Origin of the sequence: Asaia sp. W19 (assembly GCF_003994335.1) — a bacterium.
Taxonomy (GTDB): Bacteria; Pseudomonadota; Alphaproteobacteria; order Acetobacterales; family Acetobacteraceae; genus Asaia.
In genome coordinates, this window is record NZ_PNQZ01000182.1 from 1 (window position 1) to 1,585 (window position 1,585).

The window sequence follows — 1,585 nt, forward strand, 5'->3', positions numbered from 1 at the left end:
GGTGTGTCTTCAACCTGCTCGATACACCGGGTCATGAAGACTTCTCCGAGGATACCTATCGCACGCTCACCGCGGTCGATTGTGCCGTCATGGTGATCGACGCGGCAAAGGGGATCGAGGATCGCACACGCAAGCTCTTCGAGATCTGTCGCCTGCGTGACATTCCGATCGTCACCTTCATCAACAAGATGGATCGTGAGGCGCAGGATTGCTTCGGTCTGCTGGATGAGATCGCCTCGACACTGGCGCTCGATACCTCGCCAGCCACCTGGCCGATCGGCCGCGCCGGGCATTTTGCCGGGACATACGATATACGTACCCGTGAGATCCGGGGCGAGGCTGCGACGCTGGCGCAGTCAGATGCGCGCATGATTGCCCTGTCGGAAGAGCTCGAACTGGCGGAGGCTGCCCTGCCGCTCTTCGACCGCGAATCCTTCGATGCCGGGCATCTTACGCCGGTCTTCTTCGGGAGTGCCATGAAGGAGATCGGGGTGACCGACCTGCTCGATGCACTCGTGGCTTACGGCCCTGCGCCGCGTGCGCAGCCCAGCGAGACACGCGAGGTCAAGGCCGATGAGGAACAGGTGACGGCGCTGATCTTCAAGATCCAGGCCAATATGGACCCGAACCATCGTGACCGTATGGCCTTTGCCCGTATCTGCTCCGGGCGCCTGACACGCGGTATGCGTCTGAAGCATGTGCGTACCGGCAAGCAATTTGCGCTCCACACACCCCAATTCTTCTTTGCGCGTGACCGCCAGTTGGCGGAGGAAGCTTTTGCCGGGGATGTGGTGGGGCTGCCTAATCACGGCACGCTCCGCATCGGCGATACGCTCTCGGAAACCGAGGAGCTGCGTTTCACCGGAGTTCCGCATTTTGCGCCGGAAATCCTGCGTCGCGTGCGATTGGATGATGCCATGAAGGCCAAGAAGCTGCGTCAGGCGCTGGTCGAGCTGGCAGAGGAGGGGGTCGTGCAGCTTTTCCGGCCCCAGGACGGACTGCCCCCTATCGTGGGCGTGGTGGGAACCCTGCAGCTGGATGTGCTTCAATCCCGTCTGCAGGGCGAGTATGGCGTGGCAATCGGCTTTGAATCGACGCCCTACACCATAGCGCGCTGGGTCACCGGTGAGCGTACCAAGATCGAGGCGTTCTCGATGGCGAACCGTTCCGCTATGGCAGACGATCTCGACAGCGACCCTGTCTTCCTGGCGAGTTCGACCTTCATGATGCGTCGGATGGTGGAGATGAATCCGGATCTCGCTTTCCATGATATCAAGCAGATTGGCCTGAGTAGCTGACCGCCATAGGCGTGCTACTCGCTGCGCGGTGGGTAGGCTCAGGAATCCTTGCCAGAATACGACGGTAGCGGCGAGGCAGATGGCTGAGAAGAAGACGGTCGGGCATCTGTTGTAGCGTGTGGCGATGCGCCTGCAGTCCTTGAGCCGGCCGAACATGATCTCGATACGATTGCGGTGCCGGTATTTGCGTTTGTCGTAGTTCACGGGCGTCGTGCGGGATCTCCGGCCTGGAATGCAAGGTCTGATCCCCTTTTCCTCCAGCCCGTCCCTGAACCAAGCGGCATCAT

General features: G+C 60.8%; 1 protein-coding gene and 1 pseudogene. One reads left to right on the forward strand and one right to left on the reverse strand.

Features of this window, described 5'->3' with window-relative positions; all coding sequences use genetic code 11:
- A partial coding sequence (locus C0V97_RS17810) for a peptide chain release factor 3 (RefSeq protein WP_127103746.1) occupies positions 1-1,298 on the forward strand: 1,298 nt, incomplete at its 5' end.
- 51 nt (positions 1,299-1,349) lie between these two features.
- Here the strand turns inward: C0V97_RS17810 and C0V97_RS17815 are convergent.
- Positions 1,350-1,585 (reverse strand): annotated as a pseudogene (locus tag C0V97_RS17815) (transposase); the annotation flags it as partial.